Annotated in this window: 14 protein-coding genes and 1 pseudogene; 4 read left to right on the top strand and 11 right to left on the bottom strand. The window is 65.6% G+C overall.

The window, feature by feature from the left end:
- Positions 1-81 precede the first annotated feature (81 nt).
- The gene (locus tag EN786_RS01920) at positions 82-1,014 is read left to right on the top strand and encodes a GlxA family transcriptional regulator (RefSeq protein WP_127308860.1); all 933 of its coding nucleotides are present in this window, start codon (positions 82-84) and stop codon (positions 1,012-1,014) included.
- A gap of 12 nt (positions 1,015-1,026) precedes the next feature.
- On the opposite strand, the gene EN786_RS01925 is transcribed toward EN786_RS01920, so the two are convergent.
- From EN786_RS01925 to EN786_RS01950, 6 genes and pseudogenes are all read right to left on the bottom strand, one after another.
- A complete protein-coding gene (locus EN786_RS01925; protein ID WP_127284716.1) occupies positions 1,027-1,857 on the bottom strand; it encodes a GNAT family N-acetyltransferase in 831 nt (276 codons plus the stop codon).
- 4 nt (positions 1,858-1,861) lie between these two features.
- A complete protein-coding gene (locus EN786_RS01930) occupies positions 1,862-2,608 on the bottom strand; it encodes an aspartate/glutamate racemase family protein (protein WP_127284717.1) in 747 nt (248 codons plus the stop codon).
- Between the two features lie 11 nt (positions 2,609-2,619).
- Positions 2,620-3,438, bottom strand: coding sequence for an ABC transporter permease (locus tag EN786_RS01935; RefSeq protein WP_127308859.1), 819 nt, complete (start codon positions 3,436-3,438; stop codon positions 2,620-2,622).
- Between the two features lie 4 nt (positions 3,439-3,442).
- Positions 3,443-4,282 (bottom strand): annotated as a pseudogene (locus tag EN786_RS01940) (ABC transporter permease); the annotation flags it as partial.
- 143 nt (positions 4,283-4,425) lie between these two features.
- Complete coding sequence (locus tag EN786_RS01945; RefSeq protein WP_135907937.1) at positions 4,426-5,715, bottom strand: PotD/PotF family extracellular solute-binding protein; 1,290 nt, start codon at positions 5,713-5,715, stop codon at positions 4,426-4,428.
- A 29-nt stretch (positions 5,716-5,744) separates the two neighbouring features.
- Positions 5,745-6,833 carry an ABC transporter ATP-binding protein gene (locus tag EN786_RS01950; RefSeq protein ID WP_127284721.1) on the bottom strand — a complete coding sequence of 363 codons (1,089 nt, stop codon included), beginning with the start codon at positions 6,831-6,833 and terminating at the stop codon, positions 5,745-5,747.
- A 262-nt stretch (positions 6,834-7,095) separates the two neighbouring features.
- On the opposite strand from EN786_RS01950, the gene EN786_RS01955 reads away from it, so the two are divergent.
- The 3 genes from EN786_RS01955 to EN786_RS01965 all read left to right on the top strand — a co-directional run bounded on the left by EN786_RS01955 (position 7,096) and on the right by EN786_RS01965 (position 9,909).
- Positions 7,096-7,809 carry a GntR family transcriptional regulator gene (locus EN786_RS01955; RefSeq protein ID WP_127308857.1) on the top strand — a complete coding sequence of 238 codons (714 nt, stop codon included), beginning with the start codon at positions 7,096-7,098 and terminating at the stop codon, positions 7,807-7,809.
- A 259-nt stretch (positions 7,810-8,068) separates the two neighbouring features.
- Positions 8,069-8,935 (top strand): hypothetical protein, encoded by an 867-nt coding sequence (locus EN786_RS01960; RefSeq protein WP_189340204.1) that lies wholly within the window; start codon positions 8,069-8,071, stop codon positions 8,933-8,935.
- Between the two features lie 107 nt (positions 8,936-9,042).
- A complete protein-coding gene (locus tag EN786_RS01965; protein ID WP_127308855.1) occupies positions 9,043-9,909 on the top strand; it encodes a hypothetical protein in 867 nt (288 codons plus the stop codon).
- 68 nt (positions 9,910-9,977) lie between these two features.
- Here EN786_RS01965 and EN786_RS01970 read toward each other — a convergent pair whose 3' ends face one another.
- The 5 genes from EN786_RS01970 to EN786_RS01990 all read right to left on the bottom strand — a co-directional run bounded on the left by EN786_RS01970 (position 9,978) and on the right by EN786_RS01990 (position 15,261).
- Positions 9,978-11,492, bottom strand: a complete 1,515-nt coding sequence (locus EN786_RS01970) for an aldehyde dehydrogenase family protein (RefSeq protein WP_127284725.1) — start codon at positions 11,490-11,492, stop codon at positions 9,978-9,980.
- Positions 11,493-11,674: 182 nt separating this feature from the next.
- Complete coding sequence (locus EN786_RS01975; RefSeq protein ID WP_127284726.1) at positions 11,675-12,946, bottom strand: RNA polymerase sigma factor; 1,272 nt, start codon at positions 12,944-12,946, stop codon at positions 11,675-11,677.
- Positions 12,943-13,317 (bottom strand): YciI family protein, encoded by a 375-nt coding sequence (locus EN786_RS01980; protein WP_127284727.1) that lies wholly within the window; start codon positions 13,315-13,317, stop codon positions 12,943-12,945. The genes EN786_RS01975 and EN786_RS01980 overlap by 4 nt, the downstream gene beginning before the upstream one ends.
- A gap of 113 nt (positions 13,318-13,430) precedes the next feature.
- Entirely contained in the window at positions 13,431-14,522 is a 1,092-nt protein-coding gene (locus EN786_RS01985) for a DNA topoisomerase IB (RefSeq protein WP_127284728.1), read from the bottom strand.
- Positions 14,523-14,592: 70 nt separating this feature from the next.
- Positions 14,593-15,261, bottom strand: coding sequence for a hypothetical protein (locus tag EN786_RS01990; protein ID WP_127308854.1), 669 nt, complete (start codon positions 15,259-15,261; stop codon positions 14,593-14,595).
- Positions 15,262-15,320: the final 59 nt, after the last annotated feature.

The raw sequence follows: 15,320 nt of genomic DNA on the forward strand, positions 1-15,320 counted from the left end.
TCCCATCAGGTCGAAGGATTGACCCGAAGTGTAAAGACGCTAGGCTTTGTCCGAAATGACATAAATCGTGCAAAAACTGCCATGAAACGGACAGTCGCGATCATTATCCATCCGGGTTTCCAGCTGCTGGATGCCGCGGGCCCGACGGCGGCCTTCGAGATCGCCGGTCGTTTCTGCCCCGGCAGCTATGAGCTGGCGATGCTGGCGCCAGGCGGCGGCGCGATCGAAAGCTCCTCGGGCATCAGCCTCGCCACCGAGCCTCTGCGCGACGAGCACTTCGACACGGTCATCATTTCCGGCGGCGAGATCGTGCGCTCGCTGGCGGCGGCCGAACAGATCGCCGCCTGGCTGAAACGCGGCCGCGCGCGGCGGATCGCCAGCGTCTGCTCGGGCGCCTATCTGCTGGCGGAAGCCGGGCTGCTCGACGGGCGCCGCGCCACCACGCATTGGGCAAGCACGGACGATTTCGCCCGCCGCTATCCGAGGATCAGCGTCGATGCGGACCGCATCTTCGTCCACGATGGCGATGTCTGGACCTCGGCCGGCATTTCCGCCGGCATCGACCTCGCGCTCGCCCTCATCGAGGACGATCTCGGCCAGGACGTCGCGCGCCGCACTGCGCAGCAGCTTGTCGTCCACCAGCGCAGGTCCGGCCAGTCGCAGTTTTCCTCGCTGGTGGAGCTCGGCGGCCGCACCGGCCGCTTCGCCGATTTGATTGAGTGGATGCGGGACCATCTCGCCGAGCCGCTGACGGTCGAGGTTCTCGCCGACCGCGCAGCCATGAGCCCGCGCCACTTCGCCCGTGCCTTCACTGGAGAAACGGGAACTACGCCTGCCAAGGCCGTGGAGCGGCTGCGCCTGGAAACCGCCCGAACCGCGGTGGAGACCAGCTCCGCCTCTCTCGATCGTATCGCCGCCGCCACCGGTTTCGGCGATCCCGGCCGCATGCGCCGCGCCTTCATGCGCGGCTTCGGCCAGCCGCCCCAGGCGCTGCGGCGCTCGGCGCGGCGATAGCGGCCCTCCGCGTCAGCCCAGCTCGAGCGTGGTTATGCCGAACACCCTGGCTTGCGCGTTTGCCGGCACGCCTCCCCGATACATCCGGGTCGTGCTGAAGCCGGGCGACAGGCCGGCGGCCCGAAGCGCCGCAATGAAATCCGCATCGGCCACCGGCACGTCGATGTGCAGCGTGCCCCTCATCATGTCGGTCAGCGCGGCCAGCAGCCGCAGCGCGGTCTCGGTATCGTCGGCGAACAGCGGCCCGACCTTGAACCCTTCCCGGCACTGCCGCGCCACGCCGTAGCCGCAAGTCCGGCCGGCTTTCATGGCCAGCAAGGCAACGCGGGGCGGCTGCAGCCATCTTTCAAGGAAAGCCGGGCGTGGCGCCGGGAAACAGCCGCGGTCATAGGCGAGGACGTCGGCAGTCAGATCGGGCGTCAGCGGCCGGATGTCGCCGCCGCCGGCGAGACCTGCGGCATGGCCGCTGTAGCGGAGCGTCTCGTAGGCGGGCTGAAATCCCATGCGCCGGTAGTTGGGCTGCTGCTCGACGACACCGTCGAGGCCGATCGTGCGATTGCCGAGCCGCGCCATGCCGGCGTCCCAGACCGCCTTGCCATGCCCCTCGCCGCGCCGGTCGGGACGGCAGATATAGAGGCCGATGAAGCCGAAGCGGTCGCCATAGGCGACGGCCGAGATGCCGGCCACCATCTGGCCGTCGACGAAGGCGCCGATGAAGCCTTCGGGGTCGGCCGCCTGGAACAGGGCGGCATCGCCAAAGCCCGGGTTCCAGCCTTCGCCCGCGGCCCAGTCGACAAGCATTTCCACCTCTTGCGAAGCGAGCACGCGGATTGTTCTCGGCATCGTATCACTCGGCGGCGACGGCACCCGGGGCGAAGGATTTCAGAACGCCACGATAGGGCTTTGCCAGCGGGTTTGCATAGGCGCCGCGTTTGGATGTCGACAGGCCAAGCGCAATCAGCGCCTCGGCCTGCTTAACTGCGGCGCCGACGCCGTCGATGACCGGCACGCGGAACTCCCGTTGCAGTTCGGCGGCAAGATCGGCCATGCCGGCGCAGCCGAGCACGATCGCCTCGGCGCGATCCTGCTCGATGGCGCGCGCGATCTCGTCGCGCAGCTTGACGATGGCGCCCGACGACGGGTCCTCCAGCGCCAGGACCGGAATGTCGGCGGCGCGCACGCGGGCTCGCGCGGCCATGCCGTAGCGCCGCACCAGCTCTTCGACCGGCACGCGCGAACGTTCGGTGGTGGTCACCACGCTGAAACGCTGGGCAATGAAGGAGGCGACGCTGAGCGCCGCTTCGCAAATGCCGATGACCGGGATGGTCGCCATGGCGCGCGCCGCGTCCAACCCGGTGTCGTCGAAGCAGGCAATGATCGCCGCCTGCGCGCCGGCACGCTCGCCGGCGGCGATCTCGACCAGCAGGCCGGGCACGGCAAGTGCTTCGTCGTAGTAGCCCTCGATCGACACCGGCCCCATCGACGAGGTGACTGCGAAGATCTCCGTCGAGACGCTGGCAACCGAGCGGGCGGCCGCCGCGACGGTTTCGGTCATGCTGGCGGTCGTGTTCGGGTTCACCACAAGAATCTGCACGTTGGCTCCGTTCAGGCTCGCGCCCGGCGGCGGCCGACATAGACGATCGCGCCGAGCGTCAGCAGGATCACCAGGAAAGAGAACACGGTGGTCACCGTGCCAAGCGCATAGAGCACCGGCGTCGTTACATTCGTCGTCATGCCGTAGATCTCGAGCGGCAGCGTGTTGAAGCTGCCCGACGTCATCAGCGTGCGGGCGAACTCGTCATAGGAAAGCGTAAAGCCGAACAGGCCGACGCCGATCAGGCTGGGCGCGATCATCGGTAGCACCACATGCGCGAAGGTCTGCCAGGACGACGCCCCGAGATCGCGCGCGGCTTCCTCATAGGCCGGCGAGAAGCGGTTGAAGACGGCGAACATGATCAGCACGCCGAACGGCAAGGTCCAGGTCAGATGCGCGCCGAAAGCCGACGTGTACCACGCGGGACGAAAGCCGATCTGCTGGAAGACGACGCCGATGCCGAGGCTGATGATGATCGACGGCACGACCAGGCTGGCGACGGCGAGATAGAACAAGGCCGCGGCGCCGCGAAACTTGCGACGGAAGGCGAGCCCGGCGAGCAGCGACACCGTGACCGTTACCGCCATCACCATCAGGCCGAGCGCCAGCGAGCGCCTGGAGCTGCCGCCGAAATCGCCTACCGCCTGCTTCTCGAACAGATTGGCGAACCAGTGCAGCGAGACGCCGTTGAGCGGGAAGGTCAGCCCGCCATTCTCGCCTTGGAAGGACAGGATCAGGATCGCCGACAGCGGCCCGTAGAGAAACAGCACGAACAGCGCGAAGAACGCCGCCAGCAGGTAGAATTCGAGAGTTCGCTTCTCGCGGTGCATCGCCTCAGAGCTCCTTGCGGATGTCGACGATGCGCAGGATGCCGGCGACCATCAAAAGCACCAGCACCAGAAGCACCACCGCGTTGGCGGCGGCGGCCGGATATTGCAGCAGCGACATCTGGTTCTTCATCATCAGCGCGACCGAGGCGCTCTGCCCGCCCGACATCACCTGGACGGTGGAGAAGTCGGCCATCACCAGCGTGACGACGAAGATGGTGCCGATCGCCATGCCTGGCTTGGCCAGCGGGATGACGACGTTCCACAAAATTTGCCAGCCGGAAGCGCCGGCGTCGCGCGCGGCCTCGAACAGCGAGCGGTCGATGCGCATCAGCGTGTTGAAGATCGGCGTCACCATGAACAGCGTGTAGAGATGCACCATGGCGAGCACCACGGCGAATTCGGAATAGAGCAGCCATTCGACCGGCTTCGGCACCAGCCCCAGCTGCACCAGCGTCGAGTTGACCAGCCCGTTGCGGCCAAGCACCGGGATCCACGAGATCATGCGGATGATGTTGGAGGTCAAGAACGGCACGGTGCAGACCAGGAACAGCACCATCTGCATGGCCGTGGTGCGGATGTGGAAGGCGAGGAAATAGGCGACCCAGAAGCCGATTAAGAGCGTCAGCGCCCAGACGATGGCCGCGTATTTCAGCGTGTTGAGATAGGTCTTCCAGGTGACCCAGGAACCGAGCACATCCGCATAATTGGTGGTCAGAAAATCCGGATACATCGCTGCGAAATCGTAGTCCCAGAAGCTGACGACAACGATCATCAGGATCGGCAGCAGCAGGAACGCGCCGAGGATCAGGGCAAGCGGCGTCGCCTGCAGATAGGGGGCGATGGCGCCAATCGAGAAACGACGGCGCCTTACGGGCCTGGCCGCGGCCATTGCAGGGCGTTCGAGCGCGACTGTCATGCTGGATATCCGACGAGCGGTTGTGTTTGCGGATGACGACGGCGTCGCCGCCGTCATCCGCCATCAGTGCATCACGCCGCGATGAACTCGTTCCAGCGCTTCACCATGTAGCGGTCCTCGTCCATGACCGAGTTCCAGCAGGCGACCTTGCCCATGCGTTGCTCGAACGAGCCGCCGTCGCGCACCGCGCCCGCCTTCTCCATGACCTTGCCGTCCGGCGACAGGATATCGCCCTTGGCCGGCTTGCCTTCGATCCAGTCGCCCCACTCGTCCTCGGACATGAACTTCTTGGCCGACACCATGTTGGCCGAGTAGTAGCCCTGGCGGTTGAGATAGCCGCCGACCCAGCCGGACGTGTACCAGTTGATGTATTCGTAGGCGGCGTCGAGCTCGGCGCCCTTGAGATGCGCGGCAAGGCCGAGGCCGCCGCCCCAGGAGCGATAGCCTTCCTTGAGCGGCTGGAACCGGCAGGCAATGCCCTTCGAGCGGACCGCGGCCACGGCCGGCGACCACATCGACTGGATCACCACTTCGCCCGACGCCATCAGATTGACGCTCTCGTCGAAGGACTTCCAGAAGGCGCGGAACTGCCCGGCCTGCTTGGCCTTGATCAGGAAGTCGATCGTCTTGTCGATCTCCTCCTTGGTCATGTTGCCCTTGTCGGCGTATTTGATGTTGCCGGTGGCCTCCATGATCATCGCCGCGTCCATGATGCCGATCGACGGAATGTTGAGGATCGCGGTCTTGCCCTTGAAGGCCGGGTCCATGATGTCGGCCCAGGTGGTGATGTCGCGGCCGACGAGGTCGGGACGGATGCCCAGCGTGTCGGCATTGTAGATCGTCGGCACCATGGTGAACCAGTCGGTCGGCGCCTTGGCGAAGACCTTGCTGTCCTGCGCCTCGACATAGCCGACCGTGTGCGGCGCGGTACCCTGGGCGATGACGCTGTCCGGCGTCAGCTTGCCGGTTTTGAACAGCGGCACCAGTTCATCGTAATATTTCAGCTTGCTGACATCCATCGGCTGCAGAACGCCGGTGGGAAACACCTTCTTGCAGATCCAGTATTCGATGTCGGCGATGTCGTAGCTGTCGGGCTGCGTCACCGCGCGCTGCGCGGCGGCGTCGGAATCGGTCGCCGTCATCTCCAGCGTGATGCCGAGGTCCGCCTTGCACTTCTCGGCGATGGCATTGAGGTTCGACACGCCGGTGCCGAACTGGCGCAGCGTGATGTTCGATTGCGCCCAGATCGTCGGGAAGCCGGTGATGATGCCTGAGCCGGCGGCAAGGCCGACCGCCGCGGCACCCGTCTTGAGCAGCGAGCGGCGGGAAATGCCTGTCTTCTTGTCGGTGGTGTTGGTCATTGTCAGTTCCCCTTTTTGGTTGTGATGGTTCAGGAATTGAGGCGGCCGAGGATTATCGCGTCCTCGACATCCCAGGCGATCGGCACCGCGTCGCCGACGGCGACCGGCCTGGCGTAGAAGCTCTCGTCATCGAGGATGACGGTGAAATCCTCGATGCCGGCGCCATTGACCGAGAGCTTCACGGTCGCGCCGCGATATTCGACGTTGGAAACGATGCCGCTGAAGCCGAGCCCCGCCGCCGGCGCTTCGCCGACGCGCACATGGTCGGTGCGGATGGCGATGTCGATCGGCGCGCCGGGTTCGCGGGCCTGCCCGCTCGCGGCCAGTGAGGCGCCACCCGGCACATCGAAGAACACCAAGCCGTCGCGCTCGCCGCTGACACGCCCGGAGACGACATTGTGGTCGCCCATGAAGCGGGCGACGAACGCGGTCGCCGGCCATTCGAACACCGTGCGCGGCGGCGCCGCCTGCTCGATGCGGCCATCGTTCATCACCACGATCAGGTCGGCCAGCGCCATCGCCTCCTCCTGGCTGTGGGTGACATGGACGAAGGTGATGCCGAGCGAGGCCTGCAGTTTCTTCAGCTCCGCCCGCATGCGGATCTTCAGGAATGGATCGAGCGCCGAAAGCGGCTCGTCGAGCAGCAGCGCTTCGGGGTCGGTGATCAGCGCGCGCGCCAGCGCCACACGCTGCTGCTGCCCGCCCGAAAGCTGCGCCGGACGGCGGCTGGCATAACCGTCCATCTGCATCAGCTTCAGCATGTCGAGCGCCTTGGCGTGGCGCTCCGCCTTGCCAACGCCCTTCATCTTCAGGCTGAAGGCGACGTTGTCGACAAGGTCGAGATGCGGAAACAGCGCGTAGGACTGGAACATCATGGCGGTGCCGCGCCTGGCCGGCGGCAGGTCGGTAACGACAACGTTGCCGAGACGGACGTCGCCACTGGAGATGCTTTCGTGCCCGGCGATCATGCGCAGCGTCGAGGTCTTGCCGCAGCCGGACGGACCGAGCAGGCAGCAATAGGTACCGGCCGGGATCTTGAGGCTGATGTCCTCGACGGCGGTGGTTGCGCCGTAGACTTTCGAAACGGACACGATGTCGATCTCGGCGGCTTTGGACATCCGGGCTCCTCTTTGCTCGGATTAACGAAAGCATCATGCGTGCCAGTTGCCCGCCGCTACCCTCAAGCGGTTGAATCCTCGTGAAAATCGGCGGCCGCGCTCACCGCCTGACAAAGTGGCATTCTTGTGCGATGCACAAATTATGGGCGATTGTTGGCGATGTAAGCAGAAATCGTATGCAATCTTTTCTGCGATTGCGTTCACTTTGGCTCTCGTGCAGGCGGCCCGATTCAGGCTAGAAGTGCTGAGGGACCTTACCGCCATGAACATCGCCGACCAGACCTTCCCTGCCGTCGACAATGCCAACGAGGATCGCGCCCAGGCGATCCGCGACCAGCTGCGCGACGCCATCGTCGACCGCCGGCTGGCGCCCGGAACAAAGCTGTCGGAAGGCGAGGTCGGCACCCTGTTCGATGTCAGCCGTACCGTCGCGCGCGCGGCGCTGCAGATGCTTTCCTTCGAAGGCCTGGTGCGCACCGAGCGCAATCGCGGCGCCTTCGTCGCCAACCCCTCGCCGGAAGAGGCGCGCCAGGTCTTTGCCTCGCGCCGGCTGATCGAGCCCGGCATCGCGATTGCCGCTGCCGGGCGCATCACACCGGCTGACGTTGCCGCCTTCAAGGCACAGCTCGAAGAAGAGGGCCGCTTCATCGCCGAGCGCGGGCCGAGCGCGAGGCGCTCCGAGATCAAGGCTTCCGGCGATTTCCATCTGCTGCTGGCATCGGTGGCCGGCAACGTCATCCTGCAGCGATTCATGGAAGAACTGGTCGCGCGCTCCTCTCTGGTGATCGCGCTCTATGGCCGCTCCGGCATTTCGAGCTGCGGCCACAACGAGCATCTGCAGATCCTGCAGGCGCTGGAGAACGGCAACGCCGAAAGCGCCAGCGCGCTGATGCTGCACCACATCGACCATATCGAGGCCGATCTCGACCTGCGCGTCAGGAGCGGTCCGGCACTGCGGCAGGCGCTCGAGTCCTGACGATCATCGCCGGCCGGATGGCGCGAAACCTATGCCCGCCCTTTGCGTGCATCAATGCAACCGGGGCTGTCGGCCTGACTATTGTTGGGAGTGGTTTTTGCGAACGGTTGCAAAGAGTTAACGGGGGAAAACGGCCTTGGCCCGAATGCAACCTGACCTACTTTGGTACGGTGATCGCGCCACTGGACACCAACGATGAAGGCTGGAAATGTGCGCCCTGTTTTCACGGTTCGGAGGGCTGAATCGGAGCAGGAGCAGGATGGCGCTTAAAGCCGAAGATATTGCCGGCCATCCGGCTGTACACCGCGGTGTCCAGGAACAGTCGCGGGCGCTTATCCAGATCTTTGAGACGAGCCCGCGGCTGGCTGCGATCTTCGCCACGCAGCAGCGCTGGCTGATGGGCCATGTCGGCCTCGCGCTGCATTTCAGGCGCGACCCGAACGACCACCACACGGCGCTGACCCTGGCGCGCTTCCTCAAGGTCATACGCCAGAATTCGGTGGCCAGCCGCAACACGGCGGAAGCCTTCATCAAGGAGATGCTGCATTACAACATCGCCGAATATCTGCCGACCAGCGGAGATGCGCGCGCTCACCCCATGCAGCCGACAGCGGCCACCATCAAGACATTCACCGGCTGGGTCCTCGCTCATCTGAGGACGCTGGACAGCCTCGACGGCGGCAACCGGCTGGCGACCTTCCTCGAGCGGCCCGAAATGCTGGCCAGATTGCAGCCGCTGATCGCCGACGGCCTGCTGTCCTCGACGCCGGTACGCGAGCCCGAGCAGACCTTCTCCCTGTTCATCTGGCTCAACAATGGCGGTATCGTCATGGATTGGCTGATGTCCGGCATCGATCCGCAGAATGCCGGGTTGGACCGCATCCCGACCAGCATCGTTTCAATCGCGGAGTTTGCCAAATGGCTTAAGCTGTCGCGCACCCATCTCGCGCGCAAACTGCACGACGCCGAGGAACTCGGCAGCATCGGCTGGGCCGGCCAGCGCGGCCATTCCCTGATGTGGGTTTCGAAAGAATTCTACCACGAATACATGGCCGTCCAGGCGGCCAAGCTCGCCGTTGTCGATGCGGCCTTCGAGGCCTGTTTTCCGGCGCCGGACAGAGGCTGAGCAACCGCCTTCTTCACAACCTGCGTGATGCCCTGCCGACCGTCTGGCGGCGGCTGGTTGAAACTGCTATCGGCTATGCTCGTCGAGATGTAAGCGGGTCTGGGGGGATGACGCTGAACGCCGAAGAGATCGCCGACCATCCGGCGCTGCACCGCTGCGTGCGGTTGCAGGCGCTTGCGATGAACCAGGCCTACCAGGCAAACCCGCGCCTTTCGTCCGTCTTTGCCACGCAGCAACGCTGGCTGATGGCCCATATAGGGCTCGCCCTGCATTTCAGGCGCGACCCCAGCGACTACCGCAAGGAAGCGACGGCGGCCCGTATCATCGACGCCATCCGTCAGCATCAGGTGGCCAGCCGCAACACCGCCGACGCCTTCATCAAGGAGATGCTTCACTACAACTTCATCGAAGTCGTGCCGGCCGACGAGGACGCGCGCATTCGCCCCGTGCAGCCGACGCCGTCGAGCCTGGAGGAGGTGGTGGGCTGGATGCTTGCCCATTTGCAGACGCTGGACGGTCTCGACGGCGCGAACCGGCTGTCCCTCTTTCTTGCGCGATCCGACGCGCTGGCCAGGCTGCAGCCGCTGGTGGCCGACGGCTTGCTTTCGTCCCACCCGGTGCGCGAGCCCAAACAGACCTTTTCGCTGTTCACCTGGCTGAACAACGGCGGCGCCGTCATGGACTGGCTGATTTCGGGCATCGATCCCGATCACGCCGGCCAGGACCGCATCCCGACCGTCGTGGTGTCGATCGGCGACTTCGGCGGATGGCTGAAGCTCTCGCGCACGCACCTTGCGCGCAAGCTGCGCGACGCCGAGGAGATGGGCAGCATCGGCTGGCTTGGCCAACGCGGCCAATCGGTGATGTGGGTGTCGCGCGATTTCTACAACGAGTACATGACCGCCCAGGCCGTGAAGCTGGCCATCATCGACGCCGCTTTCGCCGAGGCCTTCGGCACGCAAGCGAGCAGCTGATCGGTGCGGCATCCCCGTGCGGGAGATGCCGCAAATCATGGTCATCAACCCATCGAGTTGCGATGGCCTCAGTCGATGTCGAAGGACACGCCCTGGGCCAACGGCAGCGCCTTGGAATAGTTCACCGTGTTGGTGGCGCGCCGCATATAGGCCTTCCAGGCATCCGAGCCGCTCTCGCGGCCGCCGCCGGTTTCCTTCTCGCCGCCGAACGCGCCACCGATCTCGGCGCCCGAGGTGCCGATGTTGACATTGGCGATGCCGCAGTCCGAGCCGTCGACGCCGAGGAAGCGCTCGGATTCCTGCAGGTCGCGGGTGAAGATCGACGACGACAGGCCGGCGCCGACCGCATTGTGCTCGTCGAGCACGGCGTCGAAATCGCTGTACTTCATCACATAGAGGATCGGCGCGAAAGTCTCCTCCGTAACCGGCGCGACCTGCTTCGGCATTTCGACCAGCGCAGGGTGCACGTAGTAGGCGTCCGGATGGCCGTTCTCGACCCGCGAACCGCCGGTCACCTTGCCGCCATGGGCGGTGGCTTCCTGCAGCGCCTTCTGCATGTTGTCGAAGGCGGCCTTGTCGATCAGCGGACCGACCAGCGAAGACGTCTCCAGCGGATTGCCGACCGAGACGCTCTGGTAGGCCTTCTTGAGGCGCGGCAGCAGCGCGTCGTAGACGCTTTCGTGCACGAACAGGCGCCGCAGCGTCGTGCAGCGCTGTCCGGCCGTGCCCATGGCGCCAAAGGCGATGGCGCGTAGCGCCATGTCGAGATCGGCGGTCGGGCAGACGATGCCGGCATTGTTGCCGCCGAGTTCCAGCACCGCGCGCGCGAAGCGCTTGGCCAGCCGCGGACCGACATCCCTGCCCATCCGGGTCGAGCCGGTGGCCGAGACCAGCGGCACCTTCGGATGGTCGACCAGGATCTCGCCGACGGCGCGGTCGCCGATCAGCACCGGCGCCAGTCCTGCCGGCGCGTCACTGCCGAAGCGCTTGACCGCGCGCTTGAAGATCGCCTCGCAGGCAAGCGCGGTCAGCGGCGTCTTTTCCGACGGCTTCCACACCACGGCGTCGCCGCACACCAGCGCAAGGGCGGCATTCCACGACCATACCGCGACCGGAAAATTGAACGCCGAAATGACGCCGACGACGCCCAGCGGATGCCAGGTCTCCATCATGCGGTGGCCGGGGCGTTCCGTGGCGATGGTCAGGCCGTACAACTGCCTGGAGAGGCCGACGGCGAAATCGCAGATGTCGATCATCTCCTGCACCTCGCCAAGGCCTTCGGACGGGATCTTGCCGACCTCGATCGACACCAGCCGGCCGAGCTCGGCCTTGTGCGCGCGCAGTTCCTCGCCAAGCAGGCGAACCAGCTCGCCGCGCTTCGGTCCCGGCACCAGCCGCCAGGCCTGGAACGCCTTGTGGGCGGCGTCGATGGTCCTGGCCGCATCCGCCGGCGAGATCGTCTTCAGCGCCGCGATCTGCTCTCCCGTCACCGGGCTGCGCACGATCAGGTCGCCGCCCGAAAGCGCGTCCTTGGCGACGCCGAGTTTCTCCAGAAGTGCGGCCGTTTCCTTCGCTATCGTCATTTTTGTTCCTTTCAGATCCCGTCGCAAGGCAACGGGGCAAAGCCATGCGCCACCCTGTCCGTGCCGTCGGGCACGTCGGAGCGCGTTCATGGCGTGGCATTACTCGTTTCGGGGAAAAACCGCCACCCCGGCATGGTCTAAGCCCGGATCGCAGGGTTGGGCCAGACTTTCGAGCCGAGAGCTCAGCGCGCCTTTTGCGCGGCCCGCTCGGCGCCTTCCTTCATCAGCCGGTCGATATGCATGCGGATATGGGCCGCCTCGGCGGCGGTGTTGGCAAGCGCGATCGCCCGGTCGAAGGCAACGCGCGCCTCATCGCCGCGGTCGAGCTGCATCAGCAGCCCGCCCTTGAGGCCAAAGAAGTGGAAATAGCCGGACAGCCTGTCAGCAAGCGGCTCGATCATGGCGAGCGCCGCCTCGGGCCCGCGCACCTTGGCCACCGCGACGGCGCGATTGAGCGTCACCACCGGCGACGGCTGCATGCGCTCGAGCAGGCTGTAGAGCAGGTCGATCTCGGTCCAGTCGGTATCCTCGGGCTTCACCGCCCGTGCATGCAGCGCGGCGATCGCCGCTTGCACCTGGTAGGGGCCGGGCTGCTGGTGGCGCAGCGCCTTGTCGACAAGCGCCAGGCCCTCGTCGATCATCTTGCGGCTCCAGAGCGACCGATCCTGGTCCTCGAGCAGCACGATCTCGCCACTGGCGTCGAAGCGTGCCGGCGCTCGCGCATGCTGCAGCAGCAGCAGCGCCGTCAGCCCCATGATCTCCGGCTCGGTCTGGAACAGCCTGAGCAGGAGCCGCGCCAGCCGGATCGCCTCCTCGCAGAGCGGCGCGCGCGCCGGCGCCTCGCCGCTGTTGGTCGAATAGCCCTCGTTGAAGATCAGGTAGACCATCGCGGCCACCGCTGCGAGCCGCTCCGAGCGCTCGACGGCGCCCGGCGTCTCGAACGGCACGCCGGCATCCGCGATGCGCGCCTTGGCGCGGGTGATGCGCTGCTCCATGGCGCTTTCGCCGACCAGGAAGGCGCGCGCGATCTGTTTGACGGTAAGGCCGGATACGATGCGCAAGGCCACCGCGATCTGCTGCGTCGCCGGCAGGTCCGGGTGGCAGCAGATGAACAGGAGCCGCAGGATATCGTCGCGGTAGTGGGCGCCGTCGAGACGCTCGGCGATATCGCTCTCGGCATCCTCCAGGTCGGAGATCTGGTCCTCTTCCGGCAGCGGCGCCTGCTTGGACCGCTTGCGCACTGCATCGATGCCGCTGTTGCGGCCGACGAAGATCAGCCAGGCGGCGGGATCGCGCGGCGGGCCGTTTTTCGGCCAGTTCTTCAGCGCCCTGAGGCATGCGTCCTGGAAAGCCTCCTCCGCGGCGTCGAGGTCGCGGAAGTAGCGCAGCAGCGCGCCCATCGCCTGCGGACGGGCGGTGCTGATCGCGGTGCTTATCCAGGCAAGCTCGGTCATGCGGGCACTCTGGCGGGATTGAAGATGGAAACCGGGCGTATCTCGTAGGAGCCGCCGCTCGGATTGACCTCGGAAAGCTCGCGCGCGAAGTCGACGGCCTCGTCGAGATCGGCGCATTCGAGCGTGTAGAAGCCGAGGAACTGTTCCTTGGTCTCGGCGAACGGGCCGTCGATGACGACCGGCTCGCCCTTGACCCTGCGCAGCGTCGTCGCCGCGGTTGTCGGCAGCAGGCGCGCGACCGGCCCAAGCCGCCCGGCCTGGGCGTATTTTTCCTGCACGTTGAGGAGCTTGGCCATCACCTCGTCGTCCTGTTCCTTGCTCCAAGAGCAGACGACGTCTTCGGAGGCATAGCAGAGGATGGCATAGAGCATGGCAAGTCCTTTCCGTATCAAAGGACGCGACAGTAGGGCCCTTCCCGACACAACGTCGATAAAAAAATTGCCGAGCGATCACACGGGCTTGGCTGCCCTCCCCGCGCCATCGGTCAGGCGCAGCGCGCCTCAAGCCATCTCAGCACAAGCGTCTCCTCTTCGTCGAGGCCGGGTATCAGGCGTTTTCGCTTGCTGGCCTCAGCCATCTCGCTGAGCAGCCGCCCCTCCGACCAGGTTTCGAAGACCAGCGGGTGGATATAGCATTTGCGGCAGACCGCACGCGTGTTGCCCAGGCGCTCGGCGACCCTGTCGATGATGCCGTTCATGACCCGCTTCATCTGCGCCTGGCTTTCCGGACGCCCGGTTTGCGCAAACAGCGATGCGGCGTGGATGGTGCCGCCCCAGGTGCGGAAATGCTTCGAGCTGAAATCCGCGCCGGCCGCGTCGCGGATGTAGCCGTTGACGTCGCTGGAGCCGACCGGATGCCGATTGCCGTCCTCGCCAAGATACTGAAGCAGCTTCTGGCCCGGAAGTTCCTGCGCGCCGCGCACGATCCTGGCGATCCGGCGGTCGACCAGTTTCAGCTTCCATTCCTTGCCGGACTTGCCCTTGAAGGCAAACCGCAGGCTCGATCCCTCGATGTCGACATGGCGGTCGCGCAATGTCGTCAGCCCGAAACTCTTGTTGTCGCGGGCGTAGGCGGCATTGCCGACGCGGATCATCGTGTTGTCGAGCAGCCAGACGGTGGCCGCCACGACACGCTCCGCCGGCAGGCCGTGGCGGCGCAGATCGGCATCGATGCGGCGGCGCAGTTCCGGCAGGCTTCTGGCAAAGGCGATCAGGCTCGAATATTTGGCGCCGTCGCGCTCGGCGGCCCACAGCGCATGGTAGCGGTATTGCTTGCGCCCGCGCTGGTCCCGGCCGGTCGCCTGGATATGGCCACAGGCATCGGGCGAAATCCACACATCGGTCCACGCCGGTGGAATTGCGAGCGCCCGGATGCGCGTAAGCGTCGCCGTGGAGACAGGGCGGCCATGGCGCCCGAGATAGACGAAGCCCTTGCCCTTTCGCAGCCGACGAATGCCGGGGTCGGCATCGCTGACATAGGTGAGCGATGCACGCTCGGCCGATTTCTGCGCGCCGTTCTTTTGGGTTTCGTCCTCGCCTGCCGGGCGTTCAGGGGAGGATTGCGGTCGTTGCAGCATGACGGATCCACGGAACTGGTCCGTAGATAAGCCGGCAACCGGCCGCTGGTTCCGCGATGCCTTTTGGGGCTCACGCCGGCCGGATGTCCGACACGTCCGCCATCCACAGCCCGCCGTCGTCGCTATGGACCGGAAAGTAGCCTCGCCCGGGCGGTATGGTTTCGAAAACCGCTCCGGAGTCATCCGCCAGATAGTCATAGCCGATGTCCTGCAGCCGGCGATCCGGATCGAGATGATTGTAGAGGTCGCGCCGTGCCGCGCGCCGCTTCGGCTCGATCATCTTCAGATGATAAAGGTTGAGACCGCTGTCCCTGAGCTTGAGGCGGAGGTCTTCGTGGAACCAGGCGCCATGCAAATCCGTCGATCGATAGCGATCCGGATGGTAGGCGCTGAACAGCCTGTGCTGCATCTTCTGCCCCCAGGGCCCGTCGACGCGGTAGCTGTCCGGCGTGTACATTTCCAGCGTCCGGAATCCCCAGGCGATGCGCCGCGACCGGCTGGTCAGTTGGCCAATTTGATCGGCGACCGCGTTTTCCAACCTCTCGTCGGGGTCCATTGCCAGGATCCAATCGGCGCCGGCCTCGAAGGCCGCGCTCAGCAGGGCACGCCGCCTCGCCGGCTCGCTGCTGAACACCGCGTCCGAACCACGATCGTCATATGCGATCCAGCCGTCCACGATCGGGTCGAGGTTCGCGATCAGGCCCGGCACCAGATGCGCGTCGTAGCGATAGCTGAACACCGCGACGATCCTCCGTCGCGTCCCGAACCACCGACCGCGCCGCCGGCGTGGCGGCCTTA

This window comes from Mesorhizobium sp. M4B.F.Ca.ET.143.01.1.1, assembly GCF_004792275.1.
GTDB lineage: Bacteria > Pseudomonadota > Alphaproteobacteria > Rhizobiales > Rhizobiaceae > Mesorhizobium > Mesorhizobium abyssinicae.